Origin of the sequence: Neobacillus sp. YIM B06451 (genome assembly GCF_032667185.1) — a bacterium.
Lineage (GTDB): Bacteria > Bacillota > Bacilli > Bacillales > Cytobacillaceae > Bacillus_D.
The window spans coordinates 38280-59647 of the sequence record NZ_JAVFKJ010000016.1; the positions used below are offsets into that span (position 1 = coordinate 38280).

At 39.8% G+C, this 21368-nt stretch carries 19 protein-coding genes; 3 read left to right on the forward strand and 16 right to left on the reverse strand.

What is annotated here, in order from left to right:
- Nucleotides 1-161 precede the first annotated feature (161 nt).
- On the reverse strand, nucleotides 162-905 hold the full coding sequence (locus RB160_RS20240) for an SDR family NAD(P)-dependent oxidoreductase (RefSeq protein ID WP_316572259.1): 744 nt from the start codon (nucleotides 903-905) through the stop codon (nucleotides 162-164).
- A gap of 247 nt (nucleotides 906-1152) precedes the next feature.
- Here RB160_RS20240 and RB160_RS20245 point away from each other — a divergent pair, with 247 nt between their 5' ends.
- Genes RB160_RS20245 through RB160_RS20255 form a run of 3 tightly spaced genes read left to right on the forward strand, consistent with a single transcriptional unit; the run spans nucleotide 1153 to nucleotide 2336 of the window.
- Nucleotides 1153-1356: a TetR/AcrR family transcriptional regulator gene (locus RB160_RS20245; RefSeq protein WP_316572260.1), complete on the forward strand. Its 204-nt coding sequence runs from the start codon at nucleotides 1153-1155 to the stop codon at nucleotides 1354-1356.
- Nucleotides 1357-1372: 16 nt separating this feature from the next.
- Nucleotides 1373-1774, forward strand: coding sequence for a hypothetical protein (locus RB160_RS20250; RefSeq protein WP_316572316.1), 402 nt, complete (start codon nucleotides 1373-1375; stop codon nucleotides 1772-1774).
- A gap of 13 nt (nucleotides 1775-1787) precedes the next feature.
- Complete coding sequence (locus RB160_RS20255; RefSeq protein ID WP_316572261.1) at nucleotides 1788-2336, forward strand: hypothetical protein; 549 nt, start codon at nucleotides 1788-1790, stop codon at nucleotides 2334-2336.
- Nucleotides 2337-2463: 127 nt separating this feature from the next.
- Here RB160_RS20255 and RB160_RS20260 read toward each other — a convergent pair whose 3' ends face one another.
- The 15 genes from RB160_RS20260 to RB160_RS20330 all read right to left on the reverse strand — a co-directional run bounded on the left by RB160_RS20260 (nucleotide 2464) and on the right by RB160_RS20330 (nucleotide 21078).
- On the reverse strand, nucleotides 2464-4851 hold the full coding sequence (locus tag RB160_RS20260) for a beta-glucosidase (protein ID WP_316572262.1): 2388 nt from the start codon (nucleotides 4849-4851) through the stop codon (nucleotides 2464-2466).
- A gap of 450 nt (nucleotides 4852-5301) precedes the next feature.
- The gene (locus RB160_RS20265; RefSeq protein ID WP_316572263.1) at nucleotides 5302-5808 is read right to left on the reverse strand and encodes a methylated-DNA--[protein]-cysteine S-methyltransferase; all 507 of its coding nucleotides are present in this window, start codon (nucleotides 5806-5808) and stop codon (nucleotides 5302-5304) included.
- Nucleotides 5801-6709, reverse strand: coding sequence for a DNA-3-methyladenine glycosylase family protein (locus RB160_RS20270; RefSeq protein WP_316572264.1), 909 nt, complete (start codon nucleotides 6707-6709; stop codon nucleotides 5801-5803). Before RB160_RS20270 ends, RB160_RS20265 begins: the two co-directional genes overlap by 8 nt.
- On the reverse strand, nucleotides 6696-7268 hold the full coding sequence (locus RB160_RS20275; RefSeq protein ID WP_316572265.1) for a bifunctional transcriptional activator/DNA repair enzyme AdaA: 573 nt from the start codon (nucleotides 7266-7268) through the stop codon (nucleotides 6696-6698). Before RB160_RS20275 ends, RB160_RS20270 begins: the two co-directional genes overlap by 14 nt.
- 474 nt (nucleotides 7269-7742) lie before the next feature.
- The gene (locus RB160_RS20280; protein WP_316572266.1) at nucleotides 7743-8483 is read right to left on the reverse strand and encodes an SDR family NAD(P)-dependent oxidoreductase; all 741 of its coding nucleotides are present in this window, start codon (nucleotides 8481-8483) and stop codon (nucleotides 7743-7745) included.
- Nucleotides 8484-8778: 295 nt separating this feature from the next.
- The gene (locus RB160_RS20285) at nucleotides 8779-9306 is read right to left on the reverse strand and encodes a phosphatase PAP2 family protein (RefSeq protein WP_316572268.1); all 528 of its coding nucleotides are present in this window, start codon (nucleotides 9304-9306) and stop codon (nucleotides 8779-8781) included.
- Between the two features lie 159 nt (nucleotides 9307-9465).
- Nucleotides 9466-10446, reverse strand: coding sequence for a BadF/BadG/BcrA/BcrD ATPase family protein (locus tag RB160_RS20290; protein WP_316572269.1), 981 nt, complete (start codon nucleotides 10444-10446; stop codon nucleotides 9466-9468).
- 24 nt (nucleotides 10447-10470) lie between these two features.
- On the reverse strand, nucleotides 10471-11211 hold the full coding sequence (locus tag RB160_RS20295; protein ID WP_316572270.1) for a hypothetical protein: 741 nt from the start codon (nucleotides 11209-11211) through the stop codon (nucleotides 10471-10473).
- Nucleotides 11195-11878 carry a beta-phosphoglucomutase gene (gene pgmB, locus RB160_RS20300; protein ID WP_316572271.1) on the reverse strand — a complete coding sequence of 228 codons (684 nt, stop codon included), beginning with the start codon at nucleotides 11876-11878 and terminating at the stop codon, nucleotides 11195-11197. Before pgmB ends, RB160_RS20295 begins: the two co-directional genes overlap by 17 nt.
- Nucleotides 11879-12116: 238 nt before the next feature.
- Nucleotides 12117-13454 (reverse strand): hypothetical protein, encoded by a 1338-nt coding sequence (locus RB160_RS20305; RefSeq protein ID WP_316572272.1) that lies wholly within the window; start codon nucleotides 13452-13454, stop codon nucleotides 12117-12119.
- A 21-nt stretch (nucleotides 13455-13475) separates the two neighbouring features.
- Complete coding sequence (locus tag RB160_RS20310; RefSeq protein WP_316572317.1) at nucleotides 13476-14375, reverse strand: Gfo/Idh/MocA family protein; 900 nt, start codon at nucleotides 14373-14375, stop codon at nucleotides 13476-13478.
- A 295-nt stretch (nucleotides 14376-14670) separates the two neighbouring features.
- Nucleotides 14671-16092, reverse strand: a complete 1422-nt coding sequence (locus RB160_RS20315; RefSeq protein ID WP_316572273.1) for a M20 family metallopeptidase — start codon at nucleotides 16090-16092, stop codon at nucleotides 14671-14673.
- 53 nt (nucleotides 16093-16145) lie between these two features.
- On the reverse strand, nucleotides 16146-17360 hold the full coding sequence (locus RB160_RS20320; protein WP_316572274.1) for an MFS transporter: 1215 nt from the start codon (nucleotides 17358-17360) through the stop codon (nucleotides 16146-16148).
- 223 nt (nucleotides 17361-17583) lie between these two features.
- Nucleotides 17584-18942, reverse strand: coding sequence for an MFS transporter (locus RB160_RS20325; protein ID WP_316572275.1), 1359 nt, complete (start codon nucleotides 18940-18942; stop codon nucleotides 17584-17586).
- A gap of 189 nt (nucleotides 18943-19131) precedes the next feature.
- A complete protein-coding gene (locus RB160_RS20330; RefSeq protein WP_316572276.1) occupies nucleotides 19132-21078 on the reverse strand; it encodes an FUSC family protein in 1947 nt (648 codons plus the stop codon).
- Nucleotides 21079-21368 lie beyond the last annotated feature (290 nt).

Genomic DNA, 21368 nt, shown 5'->3' on the forward strand with positions numbered 1-21368 from the left:
TGGCCAGCCTCCTTTTTCATTGCATATACGACGATGTGGGTATCGTAAATCGATGTCTTTCATTCATGAAATTGCAAATTTAAGGAGCTTTGTTTTTCTTAAACAGGGCGCGCATTAAATCTGCAAGGCATATCACGTTCATAAAATCTGTAACTATGTCCTTATTGCGCTGTATATCCACCGTCTACCAACAAATTTGCCCCCGTGACAAAGGAAGATTCATCGCTTGCTAGAAACAGTACCGCATTGGCCACTTCTTCGGGTTTGCCAAGACGGCCAACCGGATGCAGTGATATTAAATGTTCCAGTACTTCATCACCCAGACCGTCCAAAATATTTGTTTCAATATATCCCGGGCAGACCGCATTAAACCTGATTCCTTTTTTTGCATATGTGACAGCAGCGGTGCGCGTCATGTTGACAACTCCTCCCTTAGCCGCGGCATAGGCAGTAACAGATGGCTGTCCCACATGCCCAAGGATGGAAGCACAGTTAATAATCGATCCGCCTCCATTCTTCTCCATTTCCGGAATCGCATATTTACTGCAAAGGAATACACCGGTCAGGTCAACACTTAACGTATAATTCCAGCTGTCCAAGCTTACCGATTGGAGATCGCCCATATCCCCTACTCCGGCATTGGCAAATACGACGTCTAATTTCCCATATATATCAACCGTTTCTTTCATCAAATTCTTGATGTCTTCTTCTTTGGAAACATCTGTTTTTATAAAAATAGCTTCCCCGCCATTATTTTTAATTTTGTTGACCACTTTTGCTCCCTTTTCCGCATTTCGTGCAGCAATGACCACTTTTGCTCCCTCTTTGGCGAACAATAAGGCGGTGCTTTCACCAATCCCGAATGTACCTCCAGTAATCACTGCAACCTTGTCTTTCAAGCGCATTTCCATTCCTCCATTATCATGTTGTGTTTACTACCTTTGTGTATTTATTCACAAGCTATATTACATACCCAGTATAGCCCTTTCACCATTCTCGAAAATGTCGAAAAAAAGAATATTATGTAACTTTTTGGGGACAAATTGGTGAAGTTTTTTAAGTGTTAATTTTTTTGATTTGGGTATTGACATATTTGGAAAAATTTTCTATTTTAAGAGTCATGAATGACTCTTAAAAAAGGAGAAGGTTATTTTGCCACCAATTGTTTCTCATCAGCATCGGGAAGAAAGAAAAAATTTAATCCTGAAGGCCGCCAAAGAGGTTTTTATCAGCAAGGGCTTTAATGCGACGACGATACAGGATATTATCAACCATTCAGGTGTCAGCAGGGGAGGTGTATACACTTATTTCAAAAATACGGAGGAAGTATTCATCGGTTTTAAAGAAAAGGGATGAAGAAGATGTGCTGGATATGGAGAGTATTTACAGCTCAATAAATACGAATTGGGATGCATTGGCTCTTATTTTGGATACAGTCCAGGAAAACATTGTGAATCAAACTGAGCAGTTGGTCCCGGCCATTTATGAATATAACTTCACCGTTGGCTGGGAGTCAAAGAAACATCTGCCCTTTCTCGAATCCCGAATCAAGCAAGCATGGAATAGCATAGCTATGGTTTTGCAAAAAGGCATCGATGAACAGGAGTTCACCCCGTTGCTCCCTGTCGAGGACATAGCCAAAACGATTGTCTCTTTTTATGACGGAATCTATTTAAACTGCTTCCAGCTAGGAGCTGAAAAATTACAATTGCCGAAACAATTCCATGTTTTTCGAAGTTTTCTCTATAATTGTCTATTTTCCAAAAACACCTAAACGGAGGTTTTTTATGAAAAAAACAACATTAGGCGGAATCTCCGCCATCCTTGCAGGATTATGCTATCTACTCACAGTTATTTTAGTATTGATTTCACCACCGGGTAAAAATGCTGTAGTTGACCATGTCACCCACATGTATAAGCTAATGCTAGTCCACTATATACTCGGCTTCCTGGGGATATTGGGCATTATGGTCGTTTTAACGATGTCCAGGACGATTGAAAAACAGAGCGCTTTGAGTGAATGGTACCCTTACAGCAAAGTGATGGCGATTATCGGGTTTGCCTTGCTTGCGATTAATAATTTCCGTCAGACAGGGCTGGATCATGAATTAAGCCATGAAGCGATGCATGCCGGTGGTGAAGTTTTCAATGCGGTAGTGATTGGCTGGGTTGGCCTTGTGGAATTAAGTCCCCAGGGCTGGGTTGACTTTGGATTTGTAGGCATCTGGATTTTAACTGTAAGTGTGTTCTCTTTTCATTCAAATAAACTTGGATCCTATTTGGGGCTAATCGGTGGAAGCTGCTTGAAAAACGATGAGCCCGCGGTCTCGGCTTAATTCGCCGAACCCGCGGGCTCACCAGCTCCGGGATGCCTGACGCCAACTCACAGGTGGCCGGCGCTATCCCAGGGCAGGGGGCATACTGAATGTAGTGCCCCTGCACTTATTGTCGTCCTATCTAAGTTTAAAAGTTCAGCGGAACGGCCTTTTCAAGCGGGGTGTCTGCAGAGGAACCACCTACATGTACGCGGTACTTTCCATCAGCAGTTGCCCATTCTCCGTCAGCCCAGTTCGCAAGGTTGTCCGGTTCTTCCGGAACGAAATAGGAGAACGGATGGTTAGAGTCTGCATGATTAATTCTTACTGTCACACGCTCGCTCTCACCAGGCTCAAGGTCAACCTTCTCGAAGTTGACAAGACGTTTTGTAGGCTGTCCTGCCTCATCCGGAAGAGTTAGGTAGACTTGTGCCGCTTCTTTACCGGCAACGTCACCAGTGTTCGTGATGGTGAAGGACACGTCAATACCAGAAAGCGAGTCTTTTTTGCCTTTGCCTTCACCACGGACCTTCTTCACCTTAAGGTCGTCATACTCGAAAGTCGTGTACGATAAGCCATACCCGAATGGGAAGACCGGCTTCACGTTGTTTGCCTCGTACCAACGGTAACCCATTTCCAGGCCTTCTGTGTATTGTGCGATTAGCTGATCGGACTTACCATCACCGTAAGGGCCTGGGCCACCTGGCTTACCAGTGTCCTGGCGAGTTCCAGGGTATTGTTCTTCAGTCGCGAAAGCTGCTTCACGTTCAGTGGCACCAAACGTCATAGGAAGCTTACCGGAAGGATTAACCTTACCATAGAGAATGTTTGCAACGGCATTACCATCCTCCATACCTGGGTACCACGCTTGAAGAACTGCAGGGACTTTATCCAACCAAGGCATAATCGACGTACCGGAAGTCTTCAGTACCACAACAGTATTCTCCGGGTTAGCCTTCATAACAGCGTCGATCACTGGCTCCTGCTCTGCCAAGCCCGATTTAAGGTTCAAGGCTGGGAATCCGAGAGTATCACGATCCACTGTCTCATGTGGGTTGTCGCCGACCATGAGAAGCACGACATCGGACTCAGCAGCTAACTTGGCAGCAGCTTTCGGGTCACTGCCATTGTTGTACGTCACTTTAGTGTTGTAGCCCAACTCTTTGATAACATTCTCTAAGCCTTCTTGTGGTGTGACCGTATATGGAGTCACTACATAATCATTGTCGTCACGAACAGAACGCGGGGACATCTTTGCCGAACCAGCGAACGTCTCAATGCCGATCAACGCGATTGACTTTGGCTCGCCGTCCAGTGGCAAGAAGTCGTTGTCGTTCTTCAACAGCACGGAGCCTTCCTCGGCCATCTTTCGTGCGGTAGCGCCGTTAGCCAGCGGATCGACAATTTCCGGCATAAATTTATCGAAAGGCTCATCCATATGGCCGAACTCAATCATCTTGATGTAACGCGGACGAAGTAGATTATCAATATCGTCCTCAGTCACCAAGCCTGCATCAAGAGCCTCTTGAATCTTCTCTTGAGTGTAGTATTGTGGTGTCCAGTCTAACTCAACATTCGTGCCAGCTTTGATGGCAGCTACTGTGTCGTGAATCGCACGACGGTCACTCATAACATAACCGTCAAAGCCCCAGTTTCTTCTAAGAGCATCTTGAAGTAATTCAGAACTGTCACATGCATAAGTTCCGTTAACATCCGGGAATGAACACATCACGGAAGCTGGGTCAGCATCTCTGACGGTCATTTCGAATGGCAACATGTACAATTCGTTCATGGCCTTTGAAGGAACCTGGACACCCATCGTCCAACGCTCAGTTTCCTGTTCGTTGCCAGCCATGTGCTTGAGTTGTACCTGGACTCCCTGATCCTGGATACCCTTTGTTTGCTCGATTGCAAGGATACCTGTCAAATAAGGGTCCTCACTAAAGTACTCATAGTTCCGGCCACCGTACGGGTGACGAATGAGGTTCATACCTGGTCCGAGGAACACGTGATGTGCGAAAGCTCGTGTCTCCTCACCAAGGATTCGGCCTGCCTCATAGTTTAGCTCTCGGTCGAATGTCGCAGCCAAACCTGGAGTAGACGGAAGGCCAGTCGCCAGTGGGTCATTATGACATGATCCGCCTTTGACACCCGTACCACCATTTGTCATACGAATCGTTGGGATACCAAGTTCTTCAATCCCACGGATTTGTCGGCCAGTGTCTTGAAACTCACACCCAGGAAGGGTACCTTGGGGTGCGAATTCACCGCTCGTGTAACCGTGGCTTCCTTTCCTATTGATAACAACCGTGTCACCTTTGTCATTCTCATTGAAGCGCGATATTGCGATTTGTTGCATCTTCTGTTCCATCGTCATCGCATCGAGAAGCAGCTCGGTGCGTTCTTCAGCAGAGAGCTTGGTGTTCATCCAGGGTTTTGTCCCTTCCGTTCCACCGTTCTCCGCATTAGCAGGAATTACTAATGAAGACATCAAAATAATTGCAGTCAAAATAATTAAATTAATACGTTTTAACATCCTACTTTTTCTCTCTCCTTATAACAATTTGTCTTTTATTTTTGAACTAGCTTTTCATCACTCCCCCCACGAAACACTATGCTAGTATAATGAAAAAATATTACGTTCGTATGAATGATTAATTACAGAACAGTAACAAAACACGGGAAATAGAACCAATATTGTGGACACTCTGGAAATTATACCAGTATAATTCATCTATAATTCTTCTGATTGTAAAAAGAGGACAGCTGACTATCTCCTTCCTACGGATAGAACAATCAGCCTCCACCTTATTTTATCTGGTTGTCTTGCAGCTTACCGTCAATAGATTGATTCCACCTGAAATCCCCTTTTTCTGCAGCAATATATTGTCATACCTATTATGTTGAACCCAAAAAAGGCGCTATCTATTTATAGCACCTTTGTCTTCTAAAAATATATTTGGAAAGAAATCGTATTAAACTCCCTCTATTTATGGTATGGGTTCCCTGCTTTTTTAATCTGAAATGATTTCTCATGTCGGAGGAGCCATTCCTTTCTCCACAGTCCCCCCGCATATCCGGTTAAAGTTCCATTTGAACCGATTACTCTGTGACAGGGAATAATAATACTTAACTTATTTTTGCCATTCGCACTCCCTACTGCCCTGATCGCTTTTGCATTTCCTATGGAAACGGCAATATCCTTATAAGACCCTGTTTCCGCAAAGGGTATTTCTTTTAACGCTTCCCATACAGTTTTTTGGAAGTCTGTCCCTTCAAATTGATAAGGGAATGTAAATTCAAAACTGTTGCCTTTAAAATATTCGTCAAGTTGGTTATAACATTCTTTTAAAACTAGTGGCGTTTCATCCTGTAAACCATTCACCTTTTTATTGTCTTCAGAAAATAAAATAGAGGTGATAGCTTCATGAGTCCCGCTAATTTCTACTATGCCAATCGGTGATTCATAATCCAATTTATATAGTTTAGTCATATAAAGACCTCCAAAGATAAAAAGTGGCATATGCCTGCCAGCCATCCCAATTTACTGCGTATTCTTTTATTTCTTCTATAGTTGGTTTCCTCTCAAGGCCTAATAGATTCTTTAGTGCATTTTGAAGGCCGACATCCGCAACAGGGAAAGCGGAAGGCTCGTGCAGGCATTTCATCATCACATAATCTGCCGTCCATGCTCCGACTCCTCTAATCATTAGTAACGACTCTTTTATTTGCTGATAATCTTTTTTTTGAAGCAATACTTCCTTAGATAATTCCCCATTTTCCATAGCATTTGCAATAGCGATGATGTATTCAGCCTTTCTTTCAGTAAATTGAAGAACTCTTAACTCATCCACACCTATTGATGCGATTTTTTCATATGAGGGAAATAACCAAAACGTTTCTCCTTCGAAAGTTAGACTTTCGCCATATTGTTCGACGAAGCGTTTCTTTAATGTATAAGCAAATGTTAAATTAATTTGCTGTCCGATGACCGCCCATACTAAAGCCTCAAATAAATCCGGTATGCACATAATGCGTAAGCCATGATATTTATGAATAAGTGTCCTTAAAATTTTTTCTTGGCCAGCCATTCGATAAAATTCCCCTAAATCCCGACCCAAATCAAACCATTCCCAAATATACTCTGCTGCTACTTTACGGTTGCTTTTAGATAATGGGCTCATCGGGAATTCAACCTTTAAGCAATTATGAAGAAAGCTGATTTTGCATAAAATCAAAGTTTCATCAACTTTTATTAGTTTATATACAGAGCCTTCTTTAATTTGATGGAGCACTTCCAGGTTGGACCTGCCTAAAAAAATCAAACACTCTTGGAAGTTAAATTCCTTTGGAGGATAAATCTCTATTGAAGATTCATAATCAATCCAATTCATTTTCGAATTCCTTTCGATATTCACTTGGTGAACATTTTTTTAAGCTTCGGAACACTTTATAAAAATTGGAGGGGCTCTGGAATCCAACCTCATAGCAGATTTCAAGGTTCGTCAAAGTTGTGTTTTTCAGAAGGTGGGCGGCTTTGTCGATGCGTATTTTTTCTAAATAAGTACGTGGAGTCTCGGAGGTCTCTTGTTTAAATAAACGTTCCAAATAAAAGGGGCTTAATCCAACTTGATCGGCTATATCTTTTAATTTCAACGTTTGTTTGTAATGATTGATTAGGAACGTAGTGACTGTTCGAACATGCTCGATAGTAGGGGACTGTCCAACTTCAGGCTGGCATCTTTTGCAAGGGCGATAACCGGCCCTTTCAACTTCTTTTATGTCTGTGTAAAATTCTACATTAATTTTTTTAGGCTTTCTTGATCTGCAGGAAGGACGGCAATATATTTTAGTTGTTTTTACCGCTGTAAAAAATAGCCCATCGTATTTACGATCACAAGCGATGATTTTCTCCCACATCTCTTCGAATGAAAGGTTGCTCTTTCCCGCCATGTTTCTTCACTGCCTTTCCCCAATTAGTGCTAGTTCAACGTATTTCCTAAGCTAAAACGTCTTACTCTTTCCTTTTTAAGCTTATTACAANATATTTACCGCCATGTTTCTTCACTGCCTTTCCCCAATTAGTGCTAGTTCAACGTATTTCCTAAGCTAAAACGTCTTACTCTTTCCTTTTTAAGCTTATTACAAATTCAAGGGGTTTCCCAGAAATAATCGTTCTTTTGAAAAATGCTGGACATGCAGATGGATGAATGTTATTCATTTTATTTCCTAATGCTATTGGAGCCATTCTAACAAGTAACCGACATCCATTTCGTCCTCATTCTTGCTCTTATGGTCTGCCTTCAGCATAAGAAAAAAGTGAAGCCATTAAGAAAAGTCCAATTCCCTTTATTTGCTCTTTGGGAATTGGACCTTTTTTTCAAAAATAACTCTACTTACCCAATTGCTACCACTGAAAGGGTGGGTTTACAAAGCAGCAGCTCCGCCATCAATCGAAATAACAGCGCCATGTATATAGGAAGACTCATCGCTCAGCAGGAAGGCGACCACATCAGCAACTTCATGAGGCTGGCCTAACCTACCCATCGGGACTGCTTCTGCCATTGCTTTAATCGCCTCTGCAGGAAATGCTTTTACCATCGGTGTTTCATTCGTACCTGGAGCAATCGCATTGATTCTGATATTTTCTCTTCCATACTCGCCGGCAATGGTTTTGGTCAGCCCAATCACAGCATGCTTTGTAGCTGAATAAGCACCTAAAGTAGGCATTCCGACCAGACCACCCAATGAGGCCGTATTAACAATCACTCCGCCACCGGTTTTTAGCATTTCATTTACTACAAATTTTAACCCGTAAAAGACGCCCCTTAGATTTACATCAACGATCGTATTGAATTCTTCCACAGAGCATTCCAGCGTGCGAACGCCGGAACCGGAAATGCCTGCATTGTTAAAAAATAAGTCGACTTTCCCAAAGCGGTCAACCGTTTGTGCGACATAATTTTTAACATCCTCAACTTTACTCACATCTGCTTGAATAAAGACCGCGTCACTGCCACTCTCTTTACAAAGTTTAACCGTTTCTTCCCCTTTTTCTTTGGACAGATCTACAATCGAAATATTTGTCCCCTTTTCGGCCAGTTTTAACGCCGTCTCTCTACCAAACCCACTTCCTCCACCAGTAATAACGGCTGTTTTTCGCTTCATATAAATCACTCCAATTGATTAATTATGTGCTAAAGATAATATGCCCATTAAATTATTGTGAAATAATGAGCAATCTATTTTATTATAGCACTTACCTAAGAACGGTGACATTTCTTGCCGATTATGTCGATAAAGTGCCACAATTGGGGTCATGCAGCATTAGTTACAAAGTGAAAAATTTGTCCCTCTATGGTAAAAAAGCCGATGATCAATTAGATTCTTATTTAGATATTCAGTATATTGTTGAATGTTAGAGCCTCTCCATTAAAATATAAATCTCATGTTTCCTCTTTCATTAAATAATATTAATTGCAAGTAGCCCAAAACCCATTCCTACAAGGGCACCAGCAAGTACATCTGAGGGATAATGTAAACCTAAGAAAACCCGTGAAACTCCCACGCAACATGCAAGTGGGAAAAGGATTAATCCAAGGATTGGCAAATGAAAGATAAAAGGAGTAATGATCGAGAAAATAGCTGTCGTATGACCCGATGGAAAGGAATGATCCTTTAGTGGATTTTTTCCCACCCGAGCATTGGGCAGAGATAGATATGGACGTGCTCGAGGATATATTTTTTTCGTAGAGAACACAAAGAGATGACTTGTCAGTAGAGATAAAGCACTTTCCAAGCCCCATAATTTAGTCGGAAAATCAAAGCACAAAATGAAGAAGACCGTAAAACTAATGGTTGCCGTCGCTCCGCCCAGATGAGTAATTTGATGGAAGAATAAATTTAGACCTTTTTGATCATAACGATTGTTAATCATTGAATAGATATTACATTCGAATTGATACAAGTGATGAACCAACTTGGCTATCATTTATTATCCCTCCTATCAATTTATTTGGATTATACCCTACCCTTGTAAGAGAAATATAAACGGAGTATAAATTTTGTGTTGATTATTTATAATTGACTCAAAAATTAGAATTTCAAAAAAGGCACCTCAATCATATTAAAAGGATTGAGATGCCTTCCTTTACTCACATTTAAAGGATAATTTCATTCTTTTCACGAATGGCTCATCAAAAGATATACCCAATTTATTATAAGCATATAATACAGCCCCTAATACGGGTGGTAATGTGGGTTCTTTATACAAGAATTCCTTTTTATTTTGGCCTGATGATGCCAAGTGTTGTTTCATCAGATTCGTCATAAATGGGGAAGTTATGACTCCTCCCGAAAAAGATAAAGGCACTTTTTGAGAAGAAAACATAGAGGAAACAAGATGGATTCCCCTGGCCAAAGAGTTTATTACTTTGAGACAGGAACTATAGGCAACAGGAGATCCCTGTTGAGCAAAATGGACAACAATTGAAGACATCTTACTAAGTTTTTGAACAGCTTCAATGTGATTGCTGAGAAAGCCTTGTGAAGCCATTAACCGCAATGAGTCAAGATTTTTCGTCCCCCAATACTCTAAAACGGCCTTAATAAATTTCTGATCTTCTTGTGTGTTTTTTTGTGTAATAATATCGTAGATAGCCTCGTAAGACAGGTACCTTGCACCTGCTAATGAATCATGGTGAAAATCATAATTTCTAATTACTTTCCCTTCTTCATTTTTACCTAGGACAATCGAGCCTGTTCCTGCAATGGCAATAATGCCTTCTTCCCCTAAGAAAGCACCATATTGGGCAATCTCAGCATCATTTAATAAAGATTTTGGCGCGTTTAAACCGCTGAGAGATGTATATTTATTTGCCCATTTCTTATCATCGGGATGGTCTAATCCAGCGAATCCGCATGCTATATAATGGACGTCTACTGCTTGGCGATTTGCTTTTTGTAACGCCTCTGCCATTGCTGATTTCACATTGCCTTCAGGGTCTTGATTTTTTTCCGGATGAGATCCCGCTTTTTTTGAAAATGCCAAGAGGTGCCCGTTCATATCAGCAATGGCCACCCGAGTGAATGTGCCTCCACCATCAATACCGATAACAATTCCTTTATTCAAAAAGAATTCTCTCCTTTTACTTCTCTATTTTTTCACTCTATTAAAGTAACGATAGTGATAAATAAAGCAAAATATATCTATAACAAAACAAATTACATAGACTGTTATCAATTTAAACTCTTCTAACACCCAGGAATGAAATAGTTCAACTCCTGTTAATGAAGAATTTTTGAAGAATATCGAATAATTATTGCCGAAGCCTAAAAAAATTGAAAGAATACTCAACACACCAAACATAATAATAATGGCAATATAGTTGCTCTTTATTTTATTATTTCTTTCTTCGTTATCTTTAAACAAAAAAGAAAAAAAGCTAGTAATACTATTTATGATTCTTTGAAGCCAATTTTCACTTTTGAGAATGCTTGTTGTTTTTTTTGGCCTCCTTAAATACGTTTCCCATTCCAAAGCCAATTCAGGAATATTAGCTTCTTTAGAAATTTGCAGGTTTATTTTGTCCTCAATCAGCTTTATATATTGTCCCGCCCGCGACATCCGGCGCACCTCACCGTTCCAGATGAGGATGATTAAATTGCATAAAAAAGGAATAAAAAAAATAAATAGACTTTCAACGATATGATCCTTTGCCCATAGGTTTGCACCGAATGCGATTAACACACCGATGGCGGTTAATCCATAGTTAATGATAGACTGCTGGTGTTGCAATGCATTGGCCGATTCATTCCTAAGGGAATCATATTCTGTTAAAACGATGTCAAACCATTTTAATTTGAACTCTTTTTCCATTTCACTTCGATTCGCCATATTGTTCTCCTTCGAACCGCTTTACTAATTCCTGAAAAGTTATTTCAGATGTGCTATCGACATACCAATCTGGCTTTTCGTCAATTACTGTATGGCCTATTCCCACCGAAAACATCGTAGTTTTTTTAATCGCTTGCACACCGGCTGCCCCGTCCTCAATTGCCGCGCAATTTTCAGCTGGTACTTTTAAATAATCAGCTGCCTTGAGAAAAATTTCCGGATCTGGTTTTCCTTTCTTTAGCTTTGCCGCATCCACGATATAGTCGAACTTTTTAAAGAGACCTATTTTTTTTAATACCGTCTCACTATTTGTACTTGATGATGCAATGGCAATTTTGATATTATGCTCCCTTAATTCATCTATTAATCTTTTTATCCCAGGCATAACAGCCTCTTCATTTAGTCCGTTTAATAGCTCTTTATAATGGCGATTCTTTTCCTCTGCTAGAGCCAACTTTTCACTAGTGGCGATTGTTTTCCCCGATTGATTAACCAAAGCTTCTACAATATCCATTCTGCTAATTCCCCGGAATTTATCATTATCCTTTCTAGTAAAGGGAAGTTCAAGCATAGATGCTAATTTCTTATTAGCTATATAATAAAGCTCGTATGTATCTACAATAACCCCGTCCATATCAAATATGACAGCCTGTAATTTTCTTTTCACTTCCGTCACCTTCAAATCTATTAAAATAGATGCTTTTATATGTACTATTATAATACTTGATTGAGCTAGCTTAGTATGGAAAATTCAATTGTTTCGAACATGATCATCACAATTTGTTTTCCATGGAATGAACTATTTAGCCCAAAAATAGCAAAAGGCACTCTAATAAGTGCCTTTCATTTTTATATTTAGTGTTTAGCTTATGTACTTTTTCAGTCAGCAAGACTAGTATTTTGGGTTAGACCGATTCTTTCAACTGTTCCCCTGGTTCTTTCTGCATCTCTAAATTGATGATATTTTCCTTGGCCACTTGATCTACCTTAAATTGTTCAAGAAATCCGGCCTCTTTTAGATGCCAAACGTTTGCTAAAAAGGAAAACTCGACGGATTTGAATTTTATTTTATCTGTATAATAGTTCATACATTCAACCGATCCGCTATAATTCTTTTTTAGCTTTAGGGACAACAAATTACAAACAAATAAATTACTATCCTTATCAATCAATTTATTATTTTTCATTTCTTTCTTTTTATCTTTTAAAATCTGCAAATAATCTTGGGAACTTATCGAATTTAATTTAACTAAAAAATAAAACTGAGGTTTTCCTCCCTCATAAATCTCTCTGCCGAAACCGAGGAAAATAACTTCAACAGAAGAATCACTAATCGTTTCTGTATCAATATATAATCTGCTATTTAATAAGCCTTTGACTTCATTTATTAGCCCTTCATACGTAAGTTCTACCGTCCCATTTTTATCATGGCTGCTGATTAATGGTGAAGCAATCGATGCCGTCATTTTATTTTTGGAATAGGTAGCATTCGTTCCTCTTTTAGGAAGTATGGTATAGCCATCACTAAGCTGAACAATTCCATTAATCCCAATATGGTTTGACATTTTTGTCGTTTCGAACTTATTTAGGCGAGGTCCATATTCAAAGATTTTTCTAACGGATAATCCCGGTTCAAACTCATAGTCTATTGCTCGATTCGTTAAAAGATGATTGTAAAAATTACTTCTAGACGTCAAAAGTGTAAGGGTACGGGTGGTTTCATTCAATGTATACCCATCGAGCCTGATTGTTTCAAAATTTTTAATATAACTGCCCTTATGTGCTTTCATTATTTCCGAGTAGCTGCTTTTTATTAATGGATCGGGATCAAACATTTTGCTGGGGGCATCTTTAATCATAATCTTATAATCCTTTTGATCCACAAAGCAGTCGTTATATAAAAACTCTATTCTCGATTCATTCAGGTTCAATTCTTTTTTATAATTATTTTGGTATATATCTAACAAGTAGTTCATGCTATGAGTAGTCTTTAATTTGTCTTCTTTTATCATTAGAAAATTCTCATAAAGCGACTTGATTAGATCCGAGATGAAAATACCAATTATGATGGGCAACAAGACATCAAGGGATTTTTGATGGTAATAGTAATAAAGTGCTACTATAGTCAAAATGTAAAATGACGCTCTTAATCCAATCACCTTTAGAAGCAGGGTTAATTTCTCAATAATTATAACCGTTACTAATTTCCCTATTTGCAATGAGACCTTAACCATTTTATCCATACTATTCTCCTATTGTCTGACCTACTTATCACCTAATAATATATCATGTAATGTGAGAATAGTATCATTATTATTTAAATTGTAGGTATACCTTTCGAAGTAATTTTTATAATGATTTTCCAGTCGGTCGCCATTATTTAAATCCACCAGCAGCTCATTATTAAGTAGGATTATTTGCCTGGAATGATCTATATATAGGACATCTTTCGCAAAATAAATGTTCGTATACTTATGATTGGCACGATATCTCCAATCAACCGTAATAGAAATATCGATATCATCCATTACATATTGGTGCTTTGAATAGATATCTTGGTGAACTTTTTCATCATAAATATACGTTTTCTCCACTAAATGGAGTTTTCTAATATCCATAAAGCAGGATAACAAACTTAAGCAATTGATCCCGCTGTCAAACCAACTGCCTTCTAAACCAATATACTCATCTTTAATATGTAAATGTTCATCCGTATAAGGGTCTAATACGGTAGACTCTATCCTTTTTATATCTCCAAAGGTTCCGATTTTGTCCTTGAGATATAAAACTTCATTTCCATGCATCCAATGGAAGATTACATCAAAGGAAACATTGTTCTTCTGAGACAATTCAAAAAGAACATTCAATTCTTCCATATTTAGAACTGCCGGTTTTTCTAAAATAACATTCTTTTTACGGAGCAAACAGTTCTTCGCTATCTCAAAGTGAGTATTGGGAGGTGTCGTAATAATAACAAAATCCATCTCTTCATGCTGTAACATTTCTTTATAATTGGTATAAAAGAGAGCATTATATATCCTAGAGGTTTCTTCTGCAGAATCCTTTAAATCACATAAAGCAAAAAGGTTATATTTTGGATTTTTATATACTGGATTTAAATATTTTCCAGCTATTCTTCCAATTCCTATAATACCTACATTCATTTTTTTCAATTAAAATCCCTCACATAAAAAATATTTACTTAACCAAATTTTAAAATTGGCACATTTCCTTATAACACCATTCGAAAATTTTGAAGAATGCTTAATTACTGTAGGGTTCTCAGTCAACATCTCATCTTCTCCAGCGCTTGATATCCCAATACTAACGAAAATGAAATACTGGGGCAACCTGTCTTGCTTCGGAAAGAAATTTTTTGTAGTAAGTTTAAAAAAAGTGGTGCCCTTCACTTTCCCATGCGTGACATCCCAACTCCAACCAGAGTTGTTTCAATCCAGATCAATTTTTTCGAGGCGGCTCTTGTTGCTCGGGAATAAGTGAAACGTACGGTTCCCCACCAAGCCGCTCCTGATGTTCAGCCTTTGCTTTTCGTAAGATGTCCGGATTTTCCATTACCTCGATTGCAGTACATGCGATTACTTTTCCAGCTTGCAGCATTCCTTTGTGGGCAATAGGCATGGCGCCTTGCGAAACAACCTGCCAAGTATGGAATGGAGTCCCAAGCGCCCAGCAAGCTGTCATGCACTGCATGGTTGGAACGATCCAGCTTACATCTCCAACGTCTGTTGAGCCTGACAGCATGATTGCTTTCTCGGTAAGTGGAGGAATGAACTCGGCTATGTGCTTCCCTTTTAGGTTTTCTGCTGTAGATTTATCCAATCCTATAAAAGCAGCTTCACGTTCTTCAGGTGATAGTGAATCTCTTATTTCTTTCGCATACGCTTGATCGAACTCATCATAGTTAGGAACCCCAATCGCTGTTAAGTTATCGTACATAACTTTGGCCAGTGTATCATTTGGAATAAGGTCAGAGGCAGCACCTTCAAAGATAACCTCCATCTTTGTTCCTGTCATCAAGGCCGCGCCTTTTGCAATGTCATTTACTCTGGCATATAGGTCGGTTACCTGCTTTTTTTTCGGCGCGCGGATTAAATAGGCTACTTCTGCGTAAGCTTGTACAACATTTGGCGAGTTCCCGCCTGTATCGGTAATTGCATAATGAATTCTTGCCTCTGGTATCATATGCTCTCTTAAATAGTTGACTCCAACATTCATCAACTCGACCGCATCAAGAGCGCTTCGCCCTAAGTGAGGGGCAGCGGCGGCATGAGCGCTCTTTCCATGAAAAATAAACCGAACGGCGTAGTTCGCAAGCGAGCTGAAGTTCATAATAATCGGCTTTGTTTCCGGGTGCCAAGAGAGGGCAAAATCAACATCATCAAACAGACCGGCACGGGCCATATACGCTTTACCAGATCCATTTTCTTCGGCTGGACAGCCATAATATCGAACCGTTCCCTTCAAGCCAGTTTTTTCCATGTATTCCTTTATTGCTACAGCTGCGGCAAAAGCTCCTGTTCCTAATAGGTTATGTCCACATCCATGTCCAGGACCGCCAGCTATAATTGGTTCATGATTTGTAAGACCCTTTTTCTGGCTTAAGCCCGGCAAAGCATCAAATTCACCCAAAATGGCGGCCACAGGCTTGCCGCTGCCAAAACTCCCAATGAAACCAGTTTGAAGCCCGCCAACATCTATTTTGACCTGAAACCCTTCTTCTTCCAGTGCTTTGCACAAATAGTTGGCAGACTGTTGCTCTTCAAAATAGATTTCAGGCGTTTCCCAAATTTTATCACTTAGCTGAATAAATGTTTCTTTTCGTTTATCAATGCAGCCTGAAATAAACGTTTGTTTTTCCAAACCCAAACCCCTTCCTGCCCTTTAATTGTAGGCTTACATCATCTTTTTTTCGATCAAATTTTATTGGTAAGCAATTCGCCTTTTTGATAATTTATTGTCAAAAGAGAAACAGCACAGATAAATGCAAAAGCAATCAGCATCCAAAATGCCGCGTTGAACGAGCCGTTAAATGCATCAACGATAAACCCTATTGCAAGGGGCGTAAGGAACCCAGCAAGCTGTCCACCGGTGTTAACCAGACCCATACTGGAACCAGCTACTGATGATGGCATCGTTTTTAGTACTATTGCTGGCAATAAAATGACGACAAACGAAATAATGAGCATAATGATGGTTTGGAAAACAATAAAATTCGTTACATTTGCAGCCGTGAACATAAGGTACAGAAGAATCGAGATACAAATACAGGCTAATGCGCCAGCTACTTTTTCCGCTCCTTTTGATAACTTATCAATCAAATATCCACTAATAAAAATGCCCAAAAGTTGGGCGACCCCTGGAATGGTCTGCAGCCATCCTAATGAAACAAGGTTTAATCCCCGAACATTCACCAGATAGGTAGGAATCCATGTAGCAAGGCCCCAGTTCACGGCGTATAAGGAAAAATAAGCAATAAATAAATTTAACATGAGAGGTGTTTTAAACAACTGCTTAAATGAACCTCTTTGAACAATCTTATTCTGTTTATTTGTTTTCTCTACGTCGTTTGGAAGCTTTATGTAATACCAATAGTATGCTGCAATAACGATACCGACGAGCCCGATCGCAATGAAAGTGGTCCGCCAGCCAATCGTTGTAAGCAATCCAACCGATAGAACAGGGATAATAAGTGCAATAATTCCCCCAGAGGATAGCATGATCGACATAGCCCTGGCCCGCATTTCTTCGGGAAATATTTGCGAAATAATTTTTGAACTGGAAGGCTGAAATCCACCTTCGCCAATCCCAAAGAGGAAACGAATAATCACCATCGACACCAATGACCAAGCAGCACCCGTTAGCCCGGTAAAAATAGACCACAAAATAACGGAGGCTATAAGTACTTTCCTAGCCCCAAACCGATCCGCAAGCCATCCCCCGGGAAGCTGCATAAGTGCATACCCGGCGAAAAAGCTGCTGAGCAAGATTCCTGTCGATGATGCGCTTAGATTCAAGTCTTCTGTTATAGCCAAAACAGCATAGTTCATAATATACCGATCCAAATTCCCTAAAGCCCAACCTAAAAAAAGTAATGCTAATATCAAGTTCCTTTTTCGTACTGACACCAATACCTTCAACCCCTAATTTCATCTATGCAGCTGAATTCTCCCCCTATTTTTCCCCAAAAAAAGAAAAAAACGATGGAAATTTCTTTTTCTAGGTCTTCACTAAAAGGAATACTACCGTTCTTCATAAAAAATGGAATAAGCACCTGACTTATAATAGACAGGTGCTTATTCCACTTTTGTTTTTAATTTTATACTTATAAGAATGAAGCATCAACCAGGGGTTTTATACCATCTTTTTACTATTCTTCTTTTCAAACCCCGTAACATAGAGCATCCCCGGAAGCAGCACAACAGCAACAACCACTAATACAATGGCCATTGTATCCATATTTCCTTCATTCATTCCTGTAGCAAACGCCACACCATATATGCTCGAAGCAAGGATATTCCCTATAAATCTCGATGTCATGAGCAACCCAGATGCAATCCCACTTTCCGAAACACTAATAAAGGTATACAACAAATTTTGCAGTCCTATATTCTGTATCCCATTACTAATCCCCGTAACCGCGAGCACGATGCCAATCCATACTAAAGGAGAATTATCCTTAACAGTGAATAGCAGGATAACCCCTACTAATCCTAGTAACACACTGGCCAATAACGGAATGCGAAATCCTTTCCTCTCTATCCATCTAGTCGCGATAGGTGTCATGATCATTGCGAAAATCGAAAGCGACAGCATCACGATTCCTGCCATTTGAGAGCTTGCACCTAACGCACTTTGTATAAATGTTGGGAAGCTTAACAGCACGGCAAAAAATATGATGGTTGATAAAATGTACTGGCCAAAAATAAGTGCTACATTCAAGTTTCTCCGGAAGAAATTCACATTGATAAATGGTTCATCCCTTCTTTTCTCGTATAGGTAGAAAATAACCGTTAGGATTACCGCAAGAATCAATGTTTTGATTTGAACACGTTGCTCGAGTCCAAGTAAAAAAACCATCCAAGAAGTAATAAATAAACTAAATAGGACTATCCCAATTCCATCCAACTTATAGGATATTGCTGTATTCTTCTTATCTTTCGGGATAAACATCAATGTTAATCCAATTCCGATTGCGAGGATCGGCAAGTTCACATAAAAAATAACCGGCCATCCCCCGAACTGAATGAGCATTCCACCAATAGTTGGCCCGAATGCCGCTGACGTTGTTGCAAAAACAGCTAGTGTCCCGATTACACGGTTTTGATTGTGCTGAATGGTATTACGTATTATCCCAACTCCGGCTGGAAAGAGTGCGGAGGTACCGATTGCTTGAATTCCACGCATCGCAAGTAACACAGGCATATTCGGAGATAACGGTGCCAAAATAGATGAAAACACCACAACCACCAGACCACATAAAAAGATCAATTTCCTCCCATAAATATCACTTAACTTTCCAATCAACGGCGTAAAGATTGCACTAATTATAAAATAAGAGGCAATTAACCATGAAATATTTGTAGAAGTCAGTTGAAAATCCTTTTGAATTGCTGGTAAAGCTACTGTAATCATCGTTGTATTTAAAGGGTTAAGTATAGTACCCAATGCCACAGCTAGTATGATAAATTTTTCGTTTTTTTCCGCACTCATTCCGATGTCTCCTCTAGATAGTATATCCCTTCATTTTAGCACAATTTAAATCCAAAGCAGTGCAGCATGGATTAAGGTCCCTGCGTCCGTAAAAAACTGCATTTCTTTATGGTACGGTTCGCAGTAACGCACCTTAATGAGGGGCATCTGGGTGACGGCTTTCTAGCTATCAGAAAAGTGCCCTTAAATTTAATTAAAAACTCTGTCATCTTTTTGAAAGGATTTTTGCAAGTGAATAAGCTCATTCCGTATACTTGGAAACCCTTCTATTTCAGGGACATTTTTAATCGAAGGTGACAGTTTTCGATCGGCGGCATTGGCCATTGTTTCACACACATAAAGCAATTGGGATAGTGTTTGGTCTGATAAAATCGGCCGTTGTTCAGTTTTCGAACAATTTTCCAGTAAATATCCTAAATGATCTATGGAAAATATCACTGGCCAGTAATATTCCAGCGATTTTTTATCGACTGGAATCTCCCCGGCAGCTGTATCGTATAGTGTTTTTAAATTATTTAAATTGGTTCGCATTTTCATTCTTTCTTTGCTTTTTCTCGCATTAAAACCAGTCCCTTGGTCAGAGAACAGTACCAATAAAAATTGCGCCTGGCTACGGATCGTTTTGGTAATTAAATGCGGGACGCGGCTGGAGGCAGACCGCCTTCCTACGAAGAACACCCCAATTAGTCCAACGATACTGCCGATTAAGATATCAATGATCCTAGCAGATGCAAAATAACTAAAGGCAAAGTTCCCATGACTTGTGCTTTCAGCCATAAGCAAAGCACTCGGCGTAAAGAACAACGCAGCCAAACCATAATTTTTTACAATAAACAGCTCTGTAATGAACGTCAATAGCAGGATGAGTACCGCGATGATGTATCCATTCGGTTGAGTCATAAGAACCAAACTTGCTATCATTATTCCAAGGATTGTACCAATTGCTCGTTGGATCGCTCGATGATAGGTAGCGACAATCGTAAAGCCCGACATCACTGCTACACAGGATAGCGGTACCCAAAATGGACGTGTAAATTCAAACTCGTACGCTATAACAGCAGCGATAATGGTTACAAGACCGAACCTTACAGCAGTAATGAACACAATTGAGTTTTTATCAAAGGCCCCTAGAAAAATGGTCCTCAGTGATGGTCTGGAAATGTGAAGCTCATGATTAATCTTAGAAGTTGGTTCATTCAGAATCGCATCCGCATCCGTTATTTCTTTGAATAACTTTAATACTGTTTCATCCATTCCTTCCGACAGAAGAAGCTTTTTAGAAGGAATCTCATTCCTTTGCTTCAGGTCAAGCGAATGAGCGATTTCCCGGAGAAATTCCCCAAACTCTGGTGGCAATTTATCGGTTGTCGCCGAAAAATTTTCAAGGACATAGAAAAATATTGAGTTTGCATAATCATTTAAGATAACTAAACGATTAAAAATGTCTGTATTTCGCCAAGGAATATATCCTGCGACCAGTGTTTCTTCCGCTTCCCTCATGCCTGACATAAGTGCGTGTCTTGCCTCATTAAATTTCTCCGTACCGACTGAATCAAGAAACCCGGCCAGTTCTGTATATACCTTTTTTACAACACCTGTTTCCGGTCCATGGGGATTAAAAAACCACCCAATCATTGCAAGCACCCACGATAGTGCCCCTCCCAGAAATACAAGGCCGGCACGCACCCATACAAGTTCCGGATGTACAGGCATACCGGTTGTCATAGCAAAGATTAACACAAAAAAGATTGCTGACGGCCCTTTAATTTTTAATGCTCCGAAAATAAAAATAGCCGCAGCTCCAATAATCCCCATCAAAATCGCTACTGCGAGTGGATGAGGGGCAGCAAGAGTCCCCAGGGCAGAGGCTAGTGTCATCCCCAGTACAGCAAAAAATATCTTCCTGGCTCTTTGGGCATAAGGAATATTAAACACATAAAGATAGGCAAAGCCCCCCATTCCAGCGATCAATCCATATTCCAGATTCCCAACTAATAATCCAATAAAAACTGGCAAAGACGCTGCCAATCCTGCGGAAAACGCCTTTAACCACGGAAAAGGCTTCCTATTAACAGTTAATGCCTGTTTAAAAATCGATGGGGATTTGGGAGAGTCAGATTTTAGTGTTTCTCTCATACTGATTGCTCCTTTTCTTATTACAAAATTGGACCATTATCTAATTTCGGCTGAATTTCAAATTTCCCGCCAAAACAGAATAGTTAAAGCAATTTTATGCTGTCCTAAATGAAGTGAAATCATTTAGGGCTTTTTTCACTTTTATGTATAGCAGAACTTCTTATTTCTCCGATTAAGTCGGGTAAAATACTCAGGTTAATAATTAAAAATAAGCATTTGTACCATTTCCCTCGCTTTAAAGCTGACTCTAATTCTCCACTTCCCCATCACACAAACCTTACTTTTTTTCT